This is a genomic window from Bacteroidota bacterium, assembly GCA_038746285.1.
Lineage (GTDB): Bacteria > Bacteroidota > Rhodothermia > Rhodothermales > JANQRZ01 > JANQRZ01.
This window is the reverse complement of record JBCDKT010000035.1, coordinates 24011-41166: the sequence shown is the minus strand read 5'-3', so window position 1 is coordinate 41166 and position 17156 is coordinate 24011. Positions and strand designations below refer to the sequence as shown.

Here is a 17156-nt window from a genome sequence, read left to right as displayed (position 1 = left end):
ACGCTCTTCGAGGGCGCGCTCGGGGCGGAGGCGGCGCGCTCGCTGGTCTTCGACGGGTCGGGCCGCCCGGCGGGGCTCTACGTAGTGCGCGCCGTGGGCGAGACGTTCTCCGAGACCCAGCGCATCGTCATCGCCCGCTAGCTCGGCACCGCCGCAACGTTTTCCGATCTGCTGCGTTGACAGGGGGAAGCGCGCGTGCGCCTCAAGCGCCATCGCGTGCAAGCCTCGCGTCTCGGCGCCGCGTCTCGTACGCGCCGGCTTCTGCCCTTCTCTCAGGTTTCTCCAATCGCCGATCCCATGCGCTACCTCTTTCTTCTCGCGGCCGTCTGCGCCGCTGCCCTGCCGGCCTCGGCCCAGCTCACCGCCTGCGACGATACGGGCATGGCGGGCGACTACCCGTGCAGCAATGTCACGCTCCTGTCTCACGTAGGGCTGGAGACGATGAACGCCCAGGCCGGCAACGACGTCTGGGGCTGGACCGACTCGGTCACCGGCAAGGAGTACGCCCTCATGGGCCTCTCCGACGGCACGGCCTTCGTGGACATCTCCGACCCGACTACGCCGGTCTACCTCGGCAAGCTACCGACTCACACGGTGGCGACTGTCTGGCGCGACATGAAGGTTTACGGCGACTACGCGTTTATCGTCAGCGAGGCCGACGGGCACGGCATGCAGGTCTTCGACCTGGCCCGCCTCCGCGACGTGGCCCCGACCCAGGGTCCGGTCGAGTTCGACGCCGACGCGCACTACGACCGCGTCGGGCAGGTGCACAACATCGCGCTCAACGAGTTGACCGGCCTCGCCATCATCGTCGGCAACCGGGAGAGCGAGGGCTGCTCCGGCGGCCTCCACCTCGTGGACGTGACCGAGCCGCTGAGCCCCACCTTCGCCGGCTGCTTCGGCGACGACGGTTACACCCACGATGTGCAGTGCGTCGTCTACCACGGCCCGGACGCGCCCTACGACGGCCACGAAATCTGCCTCGCCTCGAACGAGGACACCGTTACGATCGTCGACGTGACCGACCGCAAGAACCCGGTCGAGCTCTCGCAGGCGGTCTATCCGAACCCGGCCTACACGCACCAGGGCTGGCTCACGGAAGACTACCGCTACTTCATCGCCAACGACGAACTCGACGAGCAGCGCTTCAGCCACAACACGCGCTCGCTGATCTTCGACGTGTCGGACCTCGACGCCCCGGAGTTCATCGGTACCCACATGAGCGAGCTGGCGGCGATCGACCACAACCTCTACATCCGCGGCGAGATGGTCTACGAGGCCAATTACCGCTCCGGCCTCCGCGTTCTGGATGCGACGAACGTGGCCGAGGCTGAACTCGACGAGGTGGCCTACTTCGACACCTTCCCGACGGACGACAGCGGGCAGTTCGGCGGTGCGTGGAGCACGTTCCCCTACTTCGACAGCGGGACGGTGCTCATCAGCGACATGCAGCGCGGCCTCTTCATCGTGCGGCCGGAGCACGCCGAGCCGCTCGCGCTCGCGTCGTTCACGACCTTCCCGGCCGAGCGCGCCGTGGACCTGAGCTGGAAGACAGACGGCGCGCCCGAGATCGAGCGCTTCATGATCGAGCACCAGCGCGGCGCGTCCTGGGCGACGGTCGGCATGGTCCAAGGGTCGCCGGACCGCGACACCTACCGCTTCCGCGCCGCGGACGTGGCCGACGGGGAACAGACGTTCCGCCTCCGCGCCGTTACCGCCGACGGCATGACCGTCTTCAGCGAGCCCGTTGTCAGCGGCATGGCCTCGGGCTCGCCAGCCGGGACCGCGGGCGAGTAACCTGCACCTCCCCGTAACACCTTGCGGCGGTTCGGCGAAGGTGCCGGGCCGCCGCTTTTCTGTGCCGCCCGGTACGTCCCGGACCGGGGCACCGCACGGTGCCCTTGCTTTTAGCAGGCGGGCTGTGTTTACTTTGCAAATCCAGACACCTCCACCCAGCCCCCGCCGTCATGGAACGTGGTCTCCTCTTCCTCGCGCTGCTCGTCCCCGCGCTCGCGCTCGCGCAGCCCACGCCCTGCGTCGACGGGTTCGCGGGGGCCTACCCCTGCCAGAACGTAGACCTCCTCGCGCAGCCGACCGACCGGGGCGCCACCGACATCTGGGGCTGGACCGACCCGGACACTGGCACCGAGTACGCCATCATTTTCCTGAGCAGCCGCACGACGTTCTTCGACCTCAGCGACCCGACGGCGCCAGTCGAGATCGGCAGCCTCTCCAACAACGCGGGGAAAGACGCGCGCGTCTACGCCAACCACCTGTTCGTAGTGGACGATGGGGGCCTGCCCGGCATGCTAGTCTTCGACCTGACGAGGCTCCGCGACGTGGCGAATCCGCCGGTGGTCTTTGAGGTCGACGCGGTGTACGACGGGATATCCCGCGCCCACAACCTGACGCTCGATACCGAGAGCGGGTTTGCCTTCCCCGTGCTCCCTGGAGGCGGCCTCTGCTCCAGCGAGCTCCACATCGTCGATGTCCGCGACCCGGTCAACCCGACTTTTGCCGGGTGCTACGACCGGCCGAGGTTCGACGCCTTCCACGACGCCCACTGCATCACCTACGACGGCCCCGACACGGAATACGCCGGGCGCGAACTCTGCTTCGGCTCTGCGGGAACCGACGGCGTGATCGAGATCGTCGACGTGACCGACAAGGCGAACCCGCAGTCGCTCTCCTCTGCCCCCTACCCCAACGCGGCCTACACCCACCAGGGGTGGCTCACCGAAGACAGCCGCTACTTCCTGATGAACGACGAGTTCGACGAGGGCACGTTCGGCTTCAACACCCGCACGCTCGTCTTCGACGTGTCGGACCTCGACGAGCCCGAGTTCGCCTTCGCCTACGAGGCCGAGACAGCAGCGACCGACCACAATCTCTTCGTCAAGGGCGACTACGCCTACCAGGCCAACTACGGAGCGGGCTTCCGCATGCTCGACCTGTCCGAGATCGACAGCGGCACGCTCACCGAAGTCGCCTTCTTCGACACGAGTCCGGAGGGCGTCAACGGCGCGCTCTGGGGCGTCTACCCGTTCTTCGAGAGCGGTATCGTGATCGCCTCAGACAGGAGCCGGGGCCTCTTCGTCTTCCAGCCGACGGTCGGCCAGACGCTGGACACGGAGGCGGCCCCGCAGAGCGGCATCGCGCTCGCGGCGTACCCGAACCCGTTCGCGTCGCGCGCGACGGTGGCGCTCACGGTGGGCGCGGCGCAGCAGGTGACGGTCGCGGTCTACGACGTGCTCGGGCGCGAGGTCGCCGTGCTCTACGACGGGCTGGTGGGAGCCGGCGAGGAGCGGGCCTTTTCGCTCGACGGAGCCGGACTGCCGACGGGTGCCTACCTGGTCCGCGCCACCGGCGAGACGTTCCGGGCCACGCAAGCGCTCACCCTCGTGCGCTGAACTTCTCGCCCCGTTTGGTCAGTGCGAAGGTGCCTTGCAGCACGTCGTCGATGCGGAGGTAGCCTTCGTGGACGAGCCAGTCGGCGAGGCCGTCGATGCGGTGCGGCGGAAGTCCCTCCCCGGACAGCCAGCCGGCGCGGTCGTCGCCGCGTGCGGCGTGGGCGAGGAGCCGGCGGAGGACCGGTTCGTCCTCGGGCGTGACGGCGGCGGGGCGGTGGCGGCCGAGACATACGTCGCACGCGCCGCAGCGCGTCCCAGTCCGTTCGCCGAAATAGCCGAGCAGAAAGTGGCGGCGGCAGGTGACGGAGCGGGCGTAGCGTACCACGTCGTTCAGCCGCGACGCCGCCCGGTGGCGCGACGCCCCGAGCGCGTCCGCGTCGAGCAGCACCCGCTCCGCACGCGGCCCGGCGAAGACGACGCGGAGCCCGTCGCCCGGCGCGTGGTAGGCGACGAGGCCGTGCTCGCCGAGAAAGTCGAGTCCGCGCAGGAGGCGGGCGCGGTCCAGCCCCGTGCGGCGCTCGAGGGCGCGGAGGTCGAGGTCGGACCACGCGCTGAACGCTTCGGCGTGGACACTCCGCAGGAGCACCCGGACGAACCCGGCCAGGGCTTCGTTACCCAGCCCGTCGGCGTACGCCCGGACGGCTTCGGCGGGCTGAGGAAACCGGACGAGGCCCCGGTGCCCCTGCGGCGCGAGCACCTCCCACACCCCGGCGCGCGCCAGCGCCGCGACCGAGGCCCGCACCCGAAGTCCCGGCTGCCCTGTCGCTTCTGACACCGCCTCCACGTCGATCCCGACCGGCCCGTCCGGCTCCGACCCGACCGCGATCTGGGCGAGGCTGCATACGGCGTCGTAAACCGACCTCACGCTCGCCGCATCGGGGTGGCCCTCGGCGGCGAACGAGCGCGCTGCGGCTACGTCGCGCTCGGCGAAGAGGAGGACGGCGTAGGCCTGCTGGCCGTCGCGCCCGGCGCGGCCTGCCTCCTGGTAGTACGCCTCGACCGTCGGCGGCAGTTCGACGTGGAGCACGAAGCGCACGTCCGGCTTGTCGATCCCCATCCCGAAGGCGCTCGTGGCGGCGATGACGCGAGTCGCGCCCTGCTGCCAGCGCTCCTGCACGGCGGCGCGCTCGGCGAAGGTCATCCCGGCGTGGTAGGCTTCGGCACCGACGCCCGCCTGCGCGAAGGCGTCGGCCCAGCGCTCGGCCCCGCGCCGCGTCCCGGCGTAGACGATTCCGCTGCCCGGCACGGCCTCCATGATCTCCAGCGCCTTCGCCCGCTTACGCTCGGTGCGGAAGATGCTCGGCACCACGTTCGGCCGGTCGAACCCCCGGACGATAACCGCAGGCTCGCGTAACCCGAGATGCTCGGCGATGTCGCGGCGGACGGGGGGCGTCGCCGTCGCGGTGACGGCGATCGTGGGGGGCCGGCCGAGGAGGTCGGCGGCGGCAGCGATGCGGAGGTAGGAGGGACGGAAATCGTGGCCCCACTCGGAGATGCAGTGGGCCTCGTCGACGGCGAGAAGCGTGACCGGCAGGCGCTCGGCGCGGGCCTGGAACGTGTCCGTCTCCAGGCGCTCCGGGGCGAGGTAGAGCAGCCGGTAGCGACCGAACTCGGCGTCGGTCCAGCGCTGCTCGGCCTCGTGGTAGGGCACCGACCCGTCGATGAACGTCGCCGCGATGCCGCGCGCGCGCAGCCCGGCCACCTGGTCGTGCATCAGCGCCACGAGCGGCGAGACGACGAGCGCCAGCCCCCCCGTCGCCACCGCCGGCACCTGGTAGCAGACCGACTTCCCACCGCCCGTCGGCAGCACGGCGAGCACGTCGGAGCCGGCGAGCACAGCCTCGACGACCTCGCCCTGGCCAGGGCGGAAGCTGGGGTGTCCCCAATGCGCGCGGAGCACAGCCTCGGCGTCGTCCCGCGAGACGGAAGGCGAAGGCTGAGCAGGAGGCGATTCAGGGCGCGGCATCGGAAAAAAGTTGAGGGCAGAGGTTACGCCACCGGCGCTTGCGTGTCTAGTACCTGAGGATAGATGACAGCGACGTCCCCAACTGTTCTGGGGACGAGCCGGCGCGGCGAAGGCTTCCTTGGTGGGGGGTCCTTCCAACCGCGCCGGCGTTTTTTAGGTCGAGTGTCTCGGGTCGGGGATCAGGAGTGGATGGGCGGATGGGCGGAAGGGCGGAAGGGCGGAAGGGCGGAAGGGCGGAAGGGCGGAAGGGCGGAAGATCGTTGGCGCAGAGCGCGGCGGCCTCGGTAGTTTTCGTGGTTTTTCTTGCCTCCCACACTCCCACACTCCCACACTCCCACACTCCCACACTCCCGCGTATGCCCCTCCCCCGCGTCTCCGTCGTCGTCGTCACCTGGAACGCGCTGCCGCTGCTCCGGCAGTGCCTCCCGTCGGTCATCGCCACGAACTACCCCGACCTCGAGATCGTCCTGGCCGACAACGCCTCGACGGACGGGTCGGCGGACTGGGTAGCCGAGGCGTTTCCGTCGGTCCGGGTCGTGCGGCACCCGGAGAACTGGTTTTTCTGCCGGGGCAACAACGAGGCGGTCCCGCATACGACTGGCCGCTACGTGTGCCTGCTCAACAACGACGTCGAGGTCCCACCGGGCTGGCTCACGCCACTCGTCGAGGCGATGGAAAGCGACAGCGGGGTCGCCGCCGTGCAGCCCAAGCTGCTCCAGTACCACGACCGCACGCGGTTCGAGTACGCCGGAGGCAGCGGCGGCTTCCTCGACCGCTACGCCTACCCCTTCGCCCGGGGCCGCCTCTTCACGACGCTGGAGCAGGATGCCGGGCAGTACGACGACGCCCGCGACATCTTCTGGGCAACGGGGGCCGCCCTCCTCCTCCGCCGTGCCGCGCTCGACGAAGTCGGTCTGCTGGACGAGCGCTTCGTGATGCACCAGGAGGAAGTGGACCTGTGCTGGCGGCTGTGGCGCGCCGGGTGGCGCGTCCGCGTCGAGCCCCGGAGCGCGGTCTACCACATCGGCGGCGGGTCGCTGCCGCAGGGAAGCCCGCGCAAGGCATACTACAACTTTCGCAACAGCTTCCTGCTCCTCTGGAAGCACCTCCCGCCGCGCCACTTCCGCCGCGTCGTCGCTGGACGCTACGCCCTCGACACCGCCGCCGCCGCCCGCTTCGCTGCGGCCGGCCGCTTCGGCGAGGTAGGCGCCATCCGCCGCGCTCATTTCGACTTTCGGAAGCTCCGCCGCCACTACACGCCGCCATCCGACGACGAGCCCCTCGTACTCCCTCCCTACGACGGCAGCATCGTCCCGGCCTACCACCTGCGCGGCCAGAAAACCTTCGCCGACTTGCCCGAGGCCGCGTTTAGACAGCTAGGTCCAGCGTGAGCGCGGCGCGAAGACGACGGCGACGGACGCGAGCACGACCACCATGCCGACGAACGCGAGCGGCCCCGGCACCTCGTCGAACAGGATGTAAGCTAGCCCCGCGCCGATGATCGGCTCCAAGAGCGAGAGCAGCCCGAGGAGCGCGGCCGGGAGAAACTTGACGGCGTAGTTGAACGCCCCGTGTCCGACGAGTTGAGGGAAGACCGCCATAGCGAGGCAGAGCCCGAGGATCGGCCACGGCTGCACGAGGTCGGTCTCGGCCGCGAGGGCGACGAGGAGGATGGTGAGTGCGGCGACGGTGTAGAGCGGGAAGAGGTAGGCCAGGAGCGAGACCCGCTGCCGCACCGCCCGCCCGATCAGGAGGTAGCCCGAGATCAGGAGCGACGCGAGCAGCGCAAGGGCGTTGCCCCACGACGCGTTCGAAAACGTCTCGTCCCCCGCGTCGCCCACGCCGATCAGCACCGCCCCGGCCACCGCGACCAGGATCGCCCCGGTCGTGCGCAGCGTCAGGCGCTCGCGCAGGAAGGCGTAGCCGAGGACCGCGATGAACAGCGGGCTCGTCGTGACGAGGACCGAGGCGCTCGCCACGCTCGTGTGGTAGAGCGACTCGATCCACGCGATGAAGTGGAACCCGAGGAAGACGCCGCCCGCGAGGATCAGCGTCCAGTCCCGCCGGGCGAAGCGCCGCACCTCGGGGCCGATGCGGGGCAGCGCGACGGGCGCGAGGAGCAGCACCGCGAACGTCGTCCGCCACGCAGCGAGGGCGAGGCCGGGTGCCGCCGCGCCGTAGCGCACCAGGATCGCGCTGAAGCTGATCGAGATGATGCCACAGGCCAACGCGAGCCAGACCCGGCGAGGCGTTCGGGGTTTCTGGTTCCTAGTTTCTGGTTGAGCGCGCTCGGTCGTTCTCATCAACCAAAAACTAGAAACGAAAAACCAGAAACCCGCGCGCAGCGCTTACCGCAGCCGGTCCACCGAGCGGACGAGCGCGATGTCCTTGTCGATGCCTCGCTTGGCGAGCAGCAGGAAGAGGTAGGCCGCCACCGGGCACATCAGCGTCAGGTAGAGCGAGGTCGGGACGAGCCCGGCCGCCTCTTCGTTCAGGCTCAGCGCGACCAGGCAGCCGACGAGGACGGCGACGAGCGCGAGGTCCAGCCCCTGCGCCACCCGGACGACCTTCGCCTGGCTCGACCGGTTCTTGTAGAAGAAGATGCTCACGAGCGCGAGCAGCATCACCAGCCCGCCGAGCACGAGTGTCGTCAGCGTCAGCCACGGGTAGACCGTGCCGACGTACGCTCGCCAGTCCACGCCGAGCACGAAGAACAGCGCCACGAGGAGCGCCGCGAACAGGAGGTAGAGCGACTGAAGGCGCTGAATCATGTCGGATGTTTAGTTGCGAGCGAGGAGTCCCGGGCGGGGCGTTCCGTCTAGCGCAGTGCCCGCCCGGTGCTCGTCATCCGACGCTCGTCACCTGCTGCACGGCGTCGGCGAGGCGCGCGGCGAACTCAGACGTCGAGGCCGAGCCGCCGAGGTCGGGCGTGAGGTGGGTGCCCTCGGCGTAGACCTCGAAGATAGCCGAGCGGACGGCGTTGGCGGCGTCCTTCTCGCCGAGGTAGCGGAGCATCATCTCCGCCGAGCGGATCATGGCCGTCGGGTTGGCCTTGCCCTGGCCCGCGATGTCCGGGGCCGAGCCGTGGACGGCCTCGAAGACGGCGTGCTCGTCGCCGATGTTGGCCCCGCCCGTCACGCCGAGGCCGCCGACGAGGCCGGCGGCGAGGTCCGAGAGGATGTCCCCGAACAGGTTCGTCGTCACGATGCAGTCGTAGCGCTCGGGGTAGACGACGAGCTGCATCGCCATGTTGTCCACAATCCGGTCGTCGAAGGTGAGGCCGGGGAAGTCGCGGGCGGTCTCGCGGCCAATGTCGAGGAACATACCGCCGGTCTTCTTGAGGATATTGGCCTTGTGGACGAGCGTGAGCCGCTCGCGGTCCTGCCGCTGAGCCTGCTCGAAGGCGAAGCGGATGATCTTCTCGGACCCCCGGCGCGTCACGCGGGCAATCGAGTCGGCGATCTGGTTGCGGGTGTCGAAGTACTCGATCCCGGCGTAGAGGCCCTCGGTGTTCTCGCGGAAGATGATGAGGTCCACGCCCTCGTAGCGCGCCTTCGTGTTGGGCAGCGAGACGCACGGGCGGACGTTGGCGTAGAGGTCGAGCGCCTGCCGGAGCTGGACGTTGGCGCTGCGGAAGCCGGTCCCGACGGGCGTCGTGAGGGGGCCTTTGAGCGCCACCTTGTTGTGGCGGACCGACTCGACGACGGTCTCGGGGAGCGGGTCGCCGCCGGACTCGTAGGCGGCCATGCCGGCGGTCTGCTCGTCCCAGTCGAAGTCGATGCCGGTGGCGCCGAGTACCTGGAGCGTGGCGTCGGTGACCTCGGGGCCGATGCCGTCGCCGGGAAGGAGGGTGATGGTGTAGGACATGGCGGGGTGGAGAGCTCTCGGAAACGGAATGGGGGCCAAAGCGGGACGGGGGCCAACGAAAAAGCCCCGCACTCGGCAGGGCTTCTTCGCTTCAAAGATAGAATCGCCGCGGCGGCGCTCACGACGGCGTGAGCCGCTTTGTCGAATAATTGATACGCAGCGTCCCCGCCTCGCGGAGCTCCTGCTGCACGTCGTAGAGGATGCCCGTCTCCGACTCCTGGTCCACGCGGAGCGAGATGATCGTGCGCGGCTCGTCCTGGAGGCGGCGGAACATGAGCTGGCGGATCTCGGTGATCTCCGGCACGAGCGCGTCGTCGATCTGCACCCGGTTGTCGCCGACGCTGGTGCCCTCGAGCTTCTCGGGGCCGATGTAGACGTAGGAGACGAGCCGCTTCTGCTCGATCTTCTGGATCGCCTCGGCGTCCGGCAGGATGACGCGCACCTGGAGGTCGACCTCGCGGAGCACGGTCGAGACCATGAAGAAGATGAGCAGCATGAAGACGATGTCGGGCAGGCTCGCCGTCGGGATGTCTTGCTTGGTGCGGGCGGACTTCTTCTGAAAGCGGACGGACATGGGGTTAGCTTTTAGCTGTTAGCGGCTGGTTCCTCTAGCTTCCAGAGCCAGTGGCCGACGGGTTGGTCGCGTCCGGCTCGGCAATCGAGATGCGGAAGGGGTAGGTCTGGGCGACGGCGTCTTCCTCGCCCTGGGGAAGCCGCGTCTGGTAGTCCTCGTAGTCGCGGAAGCCGAGGCGGCGGGCCTCTTCGGCGCGCAGTTCGTTGAAGCCCATCTTGATCTCGTCGAGCACCTTGACGTACTGCTCGTACTTCGACTGCCGCTCAGTCTTGAACGAGACGATTCCCTTGTCCGGGCTGTCCGAGAGCGTCGGGTCGGCACCCCGGTTGTTGATGAAGCGCTTGACGGCCGGGCGGATCTGGGGGATCTCGGTGAACTCGCCTTCGAGGAGCACGTTGCCCGAGGCGTTGACGAGGACCGTGAGGATGTTCCGGTCCGGGATCTCCGGCGGTGGGGTCTCCTCGTCGAGCGGTGGCGGGAGCTCCATGTAGATCCCCGTATCCACGTCGATCGTGGTCGTGACGAGGAAGAAGATCAGGAGCAGGAACGCGATGTCGGCGAGCGACGAGGTCGGGATTTCGGCCTCGCGGCTGGCGCGGCGCTTGAGCAGACCCATAGGAGGGAGTGGTTAGAAGCGGGAAGAGCGGCTGGGGTCAGTTGAAGACGCCCTTGATGCCGGTCAGGACGATCGCGACGATGCCGCCGGCGAGGAGCACGAGCGCCGTCAGGATCATCGCGGTCGTGGCCGGCTCAGCCGTGCCCAGGCTGAGCGCGTAGCAGACGCCGAAGATGGCGAGCGGGAGCACCATCGCGCCAATCGACCAGACGCGGTGCTTGCCGTCGATCAGGCTCTTGATGCCGAAGACGGCGATGACGAGGAAGCCGAGCGCGACGAGGGCCAGCGACAGCCAGATGGCGATGGGGACGAGTCCTTCCATGGCAGAAGTGAAGGTTGGGTGGCGTAGGGGCACACCGCGGGTGTGCCCCTACGGGTGAGAACGGCGGCGGCTAGATGTCGGTCTGCGCGGGGTTGGCCCCGGGGTCGACGGGCGGGCGCGGGATCGCCTTGGCGGCCACCGGCTCGGCCAGCGGACGGCTCCCCTGCATCAGCACGAGCGAGTCGATCAGCTCGACCGAGGCCTCCTCCATCTCGACCACGATCCGGTCGATCTTCGAGACGGCGTAGTTGTAGAAGAACTGCAGGATGATGGCGACGACGAGGCCACCGACCGTCGTCAGCAGCGCCACCTTGATGCCGCCGGCGACGAGGCTCGGCGAGATGTCGCCCGCCTGCTCGATGGCGTCGAAGGCCTCGACCATGCCCCACACCGTCCCGAGGAACCCGAGCATCGGGGCGATCGAGATGAAGAGGCTCAGCCAGACCAGGCCGCGCTCCAGGAAGCTCATCTCGATCGAGCCGTAGGAGACGACCGCCTTCTCGACGGCGTTGATCCCTTCGTCGGCGCGCAGGAGGCCGGCGTGGAAGACGCTCGCCACGGGGCCGCGCGTGTTCTCGCACACCTCGAGCGCGCGGCTGACGCCGCCCTCGTCGAGCGCGCCCTTGACGCGGGCCAGGAACTTGCGCGTGTTGGTGTCGGCCAGGTTGAGCGTGATGATGCGCTCGATGCCGATCGCGAGGCCGATGACGAGGCAGATGAGGACCGGCCACATGAAGCCACCGCCTTCGTTAAAGCGTTGGACTAGCTCATTCGTGAACGAGGTCTCCGCAGCCGTTTCTTGGAGCAAGAGGACGAGGGAGTAGAGCTTCATAGAATCACCTCCGGAAGGAGAATGCGGGTGAGAGAAGAAGGGTGGGGGTACGGGGGCCGCGGACGTCGGACGCGCCCCGAGGGGAGGCGCGCGGGCCAGCCTCTAATATCAGGAAACCCGACGATATTGTCAACGCACCGTGAACGGCCCTGCGTTTTTACCCTACCGGGCACGCGCGCCCTTCCCCGAGACACGACGCGCGCGGCAAAGTTGCCCGCGCGCGAAGCGTTAACGTGTGATGCGTGAGACCGGACGCCGCCAGTCGGCCCCCGATCCCACGCATCACGTTTCACTCGTCAGGCCCTTGTTGCCCCACTACCTCTCGGTCATGACCGCCAGGTCCGAGGCCTGCGACCACAGCTCCATCGCTTCCAGGAACGTCGGGTCGATGTCATGCACGACCGGGTGGAAGGCGGCGATGCCGAAGAGACGGCGGGCGAGGTAGGCCTTGACGCGCACCTCGATGTCGGGCCGGGCGGCGTCGAGTTCGGAGCGGACGAGCACGTTGTCCCGGTCGGCGTCGTCTTCGGGCGGGCGGCTGGCGATCTCGACGTCGCGGTCGCGGACGTAGTCCTCGAAGGCGCGGAAGGTCTCGTCGCTGACCTCGTAGGTGCGGACGAACTCGGTCTCGCGGTCCTCCCACGCGTCGCGGAGGGAGGCGTTCTCGTCGATGTAGGCCCGGGCAAACTCGCTGTCGAGGCTGCGGGCGATGACCGTGCGGAGCGCGGCCGAAACGGTGTCGAGCGGGACGAGGTAGTCCGGCAGGATCCCGCCGCCGCCGTAGACCGTGCGGCCCCCGTCGGTGGTGAAGCGCAGCGAGTCAGCCACCTCGCCGACGAGCGCCGACGCGAGCACGGCCCCGTCTTCGCCGCTCAGCAGCTTGCGGTCGGCCTCGACGAGGTCCACCTTCGAGGCGTAGTAGTCCTCGTCGGTCTCGCCCTGCTCGTAGGGGGTCTGGATGAGGCGGCCGGCCGGCGTGTAGTACCGCGAGATCGTCATCTGGAGCACGCTGCCGTCGGTGAGCTGGAACTGCTGCTGCACGAGGCCCTTGCCGAAGGTCCGCCGCCCGACGACGAGCCCGCGGTCGTGGTCCTGGAGGGCCCCGGCGACGATCTCGGAGGCGCTCGCCGAGTTCTCGTCGACCAGGACGATCACCGGGCGGTCCTCGAAGGCCCCGCCGGCGCGGGCGCGGTACTCGCGGTTGAAGTCGGCGCGGCGGCTCTGGGTGTAGACCACCAGGTCGCCGGCCGGGAGGAACTCGTCCGAGATGCGGATGGCCATCTCCATCAGGCCACCGGCGTTGCCGCGGAGGTCGAAGACGAGGCGCTCCATGCCCTGCGCTTCGAGGCCGCGCAGCGCGGTCATGAACTCGTCGTAGGTCGTCCGGGCGAAGCGCTGGAGCTTGATGTAGCCCGTCGTCTCGTCGATCATGTGGCTCGCGATGACGGTGTGGAGCGGGATCTTGTCGCGCGTGATGGTGAAGGCGATGGGCCGCTCGAAGCCCTGGCGGCGCACGGTCACCTCGACCTCGGTCCCCTTCGGGCCCTTGAGGTACTTCTCCACCTCGGGCGTCTCCCACCCGACGGCCGTCGTGTCGCCGACGGTGAGGATGCGGTCGCCGGCGAGCAGCCCGGCCTCCTCGCTCGGCCCCCCGGCGATCGGCATCAGGACGGCGAGCGTGTCGCGGTCGTCGGGGCCGTCGAGGAACTCGTAGTAGATGCCGATGCCCTCGAACGAGGCCTCGAAGTTCTCGCGCACGCGGCGCATGTCGGAGACGTCGATGTAGATCGAGTGCGGGTCGAGCCCCTTGAGCATGCCCTCGATGGCGTCCTCGGAGAGGCTGGCCGAGTCGACGCGCTCGACGTAGTTGCGGCCGATGAAGTTGAACGCCTCCTCGATCTTGCGGAGGTTGTCGGCCTCGGCGTTGCTGGAGGCCACGTCGCGGGCCTGCATGCCGATAGCGACGCCGAGCACGACGGCGAGGAGGACGAGGAGAGATTTGCTGAGCTTCATCGAGGCTGGAGGTAGCGTGGAGAAAGAGGAGGCGGCATCGCCCGGAGCAGAGGCTTTAAGCCGCCGCGCGCGCAGGGGTTCTGCCCGGCCTCGTCCGGCACGCGGCGAGGCGCGAGCAGGGGGCCGGCCAGGCCGCGCTGACCTAGAACGAGCGAAGCGAAGGTGAATTGTGTGAACCGGCTGCACCCAAGCCGATATCCGGCACGCGCTCGGACGCCATCGCGGGGTATCGTTCCGAAACCCCCGGCGGCCCGAACACCCTGCCAAGCCCGGCCGGCCTGGGCTTCTCGGCACCTCGTTGTCAAGCCACCTTAACCAACTGTTAGTGTGCCCTGCATGTGCCAGCACGAGAGGAGCGCCGATTGCACACGCAGACCAAAATTAGGCCGAGCATCCCCTACTCTTCAGGCTACCCGATGACTACGCACCAACCGTCCGAGCGGCGCACGCTGGAGCAGATCGCCGAGGCGATCCGCGCGCGCAGCGCCGCCGCGCCCGAACCCCGTGGAGGCTTCGGGGAAGCCCACACCATCTGGGACGACGACCTCGACCAGATGCACCAGTGGCTGCGCGAGAGGATTAGGAAGAACCAGGAACGAGGCTGGGACTTAGGGCTGGAGCAGAGCCGTCTGTGGCTGCTCTCGGGCCAGGTCGAGGAGAAGGCCCGCATGTACACCGTGGCGAAAGAGTCGTACGAACTCGCAGCGATGGGTGTCGACATGTTTATCGAGCGCAGCGTGCGCGCTGGCCTCGGCGCGGGTCGGGAGGCTGCCGCAGTCAAGCGCGAGGCCGAAGCCGCTGCGGAGCGGGTGGCCTCCCCGTGCAGGTCGCTCGCCTCGCCGGAGCCGAGCCCCGCCGATGGCGCATGAGGTACCAGCCGCGCGCTAGCGCACGGGCTCCCAGGTCTCCGAGTGTGAGCGTCCCAGGAACGTGACCGACGCCGAGTTGCAGAACCACTGCCACATCGTACGGAGGTAGCCCGTCTGCCGGTAGCGGCGCGGGTCCTCGTAGAGCGTCCACCGCCACAGGAACGTGATGTGCGGTGCCGCCCCGCGCCGCCGCGCCCGGGCGATGCGGCGGAAGAGGTCGAAGTCCTCGCCCGCTACGTAGGCCTCGTTGTAGCCCTCGTGCGCCTCGAACACGTCGCGGCGGACCGCGTGGCACTCGCCGCGTCCCATCCCGCCACCGAGGAGGTTGAGCCCGTAGAAGAGCACGTTGCACGTCCCGAGCACGAGCCGGTCGGGCCACGTCGCCTCGGACGGGTGGACGGCGACGCGGCAGGTCGCGGCTCCGTCTTGGGCCGCCGCGATGAGGTCAGCGAAGAAGGCGTCGGTGTCCTCGGGAAACTGGACGTCAGCGTTGAAGAAGAGGAGCGTCTGGCCTTCGGCGGCAGCGGCCCCAGCGTTGCGGCCGGCAGCGATGGTTTGGCGCTCGGTTCCGGTGTGGACGGCGACGCGGTCTGCCAGGCGCTCGGCCACCTCGACCGTACCGTCGGTCGACCCGCCGTCGGTGACGACGACCTCCAGCCCGAACCGGCGGCGGCGGGCAGGCGTGAACGTCTCCAGAAGTGGGCCGAGCCGGGCCACCTCGTTGAGGGTCGGGATGACGACGCTGACCCTCGGCGCGGCGACGGCCGTCCGGGTGGCGGCGGCTGGAACTTCGGCGGAGGCGGGAGCTTCGTGCATAGGTGCAAAGCTACACCTCACATCCCCGCTTCCGCTCTTCCTTTCTTCCGCTCCTCCCCCGATGACCAACAAGCACATCGCCCGCCGCCTCAAGCAGACCGCCGACTTGATCGAACTGACCGGCGGCAACGCATTCCGGGCGCGGGCCTACGCCGGGGCCGCCCGGGCCGTGGACCGGATGGACGAAGCCGTGCTCCAACTTGTCGAGCAGGGCGACCTGAACGGCGTACAGGGCATCGGGAAAGGCATCGCGGCGGAGATCGACGTGCTCGTCGAGACGGGGTCGCTCCCGTCGCTCGACCGGATCGTGGAGAGCCTGCCGCCGGGGCTGCTCGACGTGCTCCGGGTCAAGGGTCTCGGCCCGAAGAAGGTGCGGACGCTCTGGACCGACCTCGGCGTGACCTCGCTCGACGCCCTCGAGGCCGCGGCGGCCTCGGGGCAGATCGCTAGCCTCAGCGGCTTCGGGACCAAGACGCAAACCTCGATCCTGGGCAGCATCGAGCGGCTGAAGCAGTACCGCGCCCGCCGCCGCTACCGCGACGCTGTCGGCACCGTCGCCCCGCTCCTCGACGCGCTCCGCAGCGCGGGGGGGGTCGAGCGGGCCGAGGTCGCGGGCGAGGTTCGCCGGAAGATGGACACCGTCGGCGAAGCCGCGCTCGTGGTCTCCGGCGACGACGAGGCCATCCGCGCTGTCCTCGCCGAGCACGCGGTGCCAGGCGATGCGTCGGGGCCGTTCTTCGCCGGCACGGTAGGCGATGGGCTGCGGCTCCGCGTCGTCCTCGCCGACGCCGAGACGTTCGCGGCGATCTGGTGGCGCGAGACGGGGTCGGCGGCGCACGTCGCTGCCTTCACTGAGGCACACGGCGAGCCTGCAGAGGAGACCGAAGAGGCGATCTACGCATCGGCCGGCCTCGCTTTCATCACACCCGAGCTCCGCGAAGGCGAAGGCGGACTCGAGGCCGCCGCCGAAGGCAGCCTCCCGGACCTCGTCACCGTCGCCGACCTCCGCGGCTCGCTTCACAACCACTCGACCTACAGCGACGGCGCGCACACGCTCCGGCAGATGGCCGAGGCCGCGCGAGCGATGGGCCTGGAGTACTTCGGCATCTGCGACCACAGCCGCTCGCTGCAAATCGCCAGCGGGCTCTCGGTCGAGCGGCTGCGCGAGCAGGGCGCCGAGGTCCGCGCACTCAACGCCGAGTTTGCGGGCGACAGCGGCTCGGCCTTCCGCCTCTTCCACGGCTCCGAGTGCGACGTCCTCCGCGACGGCACCCTCGACTACCCCGACGACGTGCTGGCCGACCTCGACTTCGTCGTGGCGAGCGTCCACATTCACTTCAACATGACCGAGGCCGAGGCGACCGAGCGCATCATCCGTGCTGTCTCGAACCCGCACGTCGACGTCCTCGGCCACCCGACCGGGCGGCTCCTGCTCGCCCGCGAAGGCTACCCCCTCGACCACGCCCGCGTGATCGAGGCCTGCGCCGCGCACGGCGTCGCCATCGAACTCAACGCCAACCCCTACCGCCTCGACCTCGACTGGCGCTGGGTCCGCACCGCCACCTCGCAGGGCGTCCTGATCTCGATCAACCCCGACGCCCACGCCATCGACGGGCTCGACGACGTGCGGTGGGGGGTCGCCGCGGCGCGCAAGGGCTGGCTGACCGCCGACCAGTGCCTCAACGCGAAGTCGGCGGACGACTTCGCGGCCTGGCTCGCGGCGAGGGGGTGAGGCGCTCTCTACGGCGCGGAGAGTCGGTCCGGCGCGGAGGGCCTGGAGGGAAGAACCGTTGGCGCCGGGCACGAGGGGGAAGCATCAGTCCTCGGGCGAGGCGCGCCTCGCCCCTACAGGTCGGCCCGGAGCGCGAGGG

At 69.2% G+C, this 17156-nt stretch carries 15 protein-coding genes; 5 read left to right on the top strand and 10 right to left on the bottom strand.

What is annotated here, in order from left to right; genetic code table 11:
* The first annotated feature begins 297 nt into the window (after nucleotides 1-297).
* Together AAGI91_11970 and AAGI91_11965 are read left to right on the top strand one after the other, a co-directional pair.
* Nucleotides 298-1797, top strand: a complete 1500-nt coding sequence (locus AAGI91_11970) for a choice-of-anchor B family protein (GenBank protein ID MEM1043332.1) — start codon at nucleotides 298-300, stop codon at nucleotides 1795-1797.
* Nucleotides 1798-1967: 170 nt separating this feature from the next.
* A complete protein-coding gene (locus tag AAGI91_11965) occupies nucleotides 1968-3410 on the top strand; it encodes a choice-of-anchor B family protein (GenBank protein ID MEM1043331.1) in 1443 nt (480 codons plus the stop codon).
* Here the strand turns inward: AAGI91_11965 and AAGI91_11960 are convergent.
* A complete protein-coding gene (locus tag AAGI91_11960) occupies nucleotides 3394-5376 on the bottom strand; it encodes an ATP-dependent DNA helicase RecQ (protein MEM1043330.1) in 1983 nt (660 codons plus the stop codon). The genes AAGI91_11965 and AAGI91_11960 overlap by 17 nt on opposite strands.
* 356 nt (nucleotides 5377-5732) lie before the next feature.
* Between AAGI91_11960 and AAGI91_11955 the strand changes: the two genes are divergently transcribed.
* Complete coding sequence (locus AAGI91_11955; GenBank protein ID MEM1043329.1) at nucleotides 5733-6767, top strand: glycosyltransferase family 2 protein; 1035 nt, start codon at nucleotides 5733-5735, stop codon at nucleotides 6765-6767.
* Here the strand turns inward: AAGI91_11955 and AAGI91_11950 are convergent.
* The 8 genes from AAGI91_11950 to AAGI91_11915 form a co-directional block, all read right to left on the bottom strand.
* On the bottom strand, nucleotides 6753-7604 hold the full coding sequence (locus tag AAGI91_11950; GenBank protein ID MEM1043328.1) for a DMT family transporter: 852 nt from the start codon (nucleotides 7602-7604) through the stop codon (nucleotides 6753-6755). The genes AAGI91_11955 and AAGI91_11950 overlap by 15 nt on opposite strands.
* Nucleotides 7605-7724: 120 nt before the next feature.
* Nucleotides 7725-8147 carry a DUF4293 family protein gene (locus tag AAGI91_11945; protein MEM1043327.1) on the bottom strand — a complete coding sequence of 141 codons (423 nt, stop codon included), beginning with the start codon at nucleotides 8145-8147 and terminating at the stop codon, nucleotides 7725-7727.
* A gap of 73 nt (nucleotides 8148-8220) precedes the next feature.
* Nucleotides 8221-9243 carry an isocitrate/isopropylmalate dehydrogenase family protein gene (locus tag AAGI91_11940; GenBank protein MEM1043326.1) on the bottom strand — a complete coding sequence of 341 codons (1023 nt, stop codon included), beginning with the start codon at nucleotides 9241-9243 and terminating at the stop codon, nucleotides 8221-8223.
* A gap of 118 nt (nucleotides 9244-9361) precedes the next feature.
* Nucleotides 9362-9817, bottom strand: coding sequence for a biopolymer transporter ExbD (locus tag AAGI91_11935; protein ID MEM1043325.1), 456 nt, complete (start codon nucleotides 9815-9817; stop codon nucleotides 9362-9364).
* 34 nt (nucleotides 9818-9851) lie between these two features.
* Complete coding sequence (locus AAGI91_11930) at nucleotides 9852-10433, bottom strand: biopolymer transporter ExbD (protein ID MEM1043324.1); 582 nt, start codon at nucleotides 10431-10433, stop codon at nucleotides 9852-9854.
* Between the two features lie 37 nt (nucleotides 10434-10470).
* Nucleotides 10471-10755 carry a hypothetical protein gene (locus AAGI91_11925; GenBank protein ID MEM1043323.1) on the bottom strand — a complete coding sequence of 95 codons (285 nt, stop codon included), beginning with the start codon at nucleotides 10753-10755 and terminating at the stop codon, nucleotides 10471-10473.
* 70 nt (nucleotides 10756-10825) lie between these two features.
* Nucleotides 10826-11587: a MotA/TolQ/ExbB proton channel family protein gene (locus AAGI91_11920; GenBank protein ID MEM1043322.1), complete on the bottom strand. Its 762-nt coding sequence runs from the start codon at nucleotides 11585-11587 to the stop codon at nucleotides 10826-10828.
* Between the two features lie 315 nt (nucleotides 11588-11902).
* Nucleotides 11903-13600, bottom strand: a complete 1698-nt coding sequence (locus AAGI91_11915) for a S41 family peptidase (protein ID MEM1043321.1) — start codon at nucleotides 13598-13600, stop codon at nucleotides 11903-11905.
* A 416-nt stretch (nucleotides 13601-14016) separates the two neighbouring features.
* Here AAGI91_11915 and AAGI91_11910 point away from each other — a divergent pair, with 416 nt between their 5' ends.
* A complete protein-coding gene (locus AAGI91_11910) occupies nucleotides 14017-14469 on the top strand; it encodes a hypothetical protein (GenBank protein MEM1043320.1) in 453 nt (150 codons plus the stop codon).
* Between the two features lie 15 nt (nucleotides 14470-14484).
* Here the strand turns inward: AAGI91_11910 and AAGI91_11905 are convergent, their stop codons facing one another.
* A complete protein-coding gene (locus tag AAGI91_11905; GenBank protein MEM1043319.1) occupies nucleotides 14485-15285 on the bottom strand; it encodes a glycosyltransferase in 801 nt (266 codons plus the stop codon).
* A 61-nt stretch (nucleotides 15286-15346) separates the two neighbouring features.
* On the opposite strand from AAGI91_11905, the gene AAGI91_11900 reads away from it, so the two are divergent.
* A complete protein-coding gene (locus tag AAGI91_11900) occupies nucleotides 15347-17017 on the top strand; it encodes a PHP domain-containing protein (GenBank protein MEM1043318.1) in 1671 nt (556 codons plus the stop codon).
* The last annotated feature ends 139 nt before the right edge of the window (nucleotides 17018-17156 follow it).